This is a genomic window from Halioglobus sp. HI00S01 (assembly GCF_001635445.1).
GTDB classification, from domain to species: Bacteria; Pseudomonadota; Gammaproteobacteria; order Pseudomonadales; family Halieaceae; genus Halioglobus; species Halioglobus japonicus.
The window spans coordinates 1-219 of the sequence record NZ_LWEE01000063.1 but is presented as its reverse complement, the minus strand read 5'-3'; the positions used below and the strand labels follow the sequence as shown (position 1 = coordinate 219).

Annotated in this window: 1 protein-coding gene; it reads right to left on the bottom strand. The window is 61.2% G+C overall.

The genetic code is table 11. The annotated features are described in order from the left end of the window. On the bottom strand, positions 1-219 hold a 219-nt coding region (locus tag A3709_RS23675; protein ID WP_197484170.1), incomplete at both ends, for a hypothetical protein.

Below are 219 nucleotides of genomic sequence, written 5' to 3'. Positions count from 1 at the left end.
CATTCAGCGCCGGATACTTGTCCACCAGCCGCTCGAGGTTCTCGTTGCGCTGGTCGCTGAGGGTGGGCTCGAGCTCGTCGTCCTTGGCTTTCTGCCAGGCCTTCTCCACTTCAGGGTCGCGGCTGTCGACTGTGAACTGGGTGATGTCAGAGATCGCAACATCCACGTAGTCGGTGCCGTAGAACCAGCCGCGCCAGAACCAGTCCAGATCAACTGCCG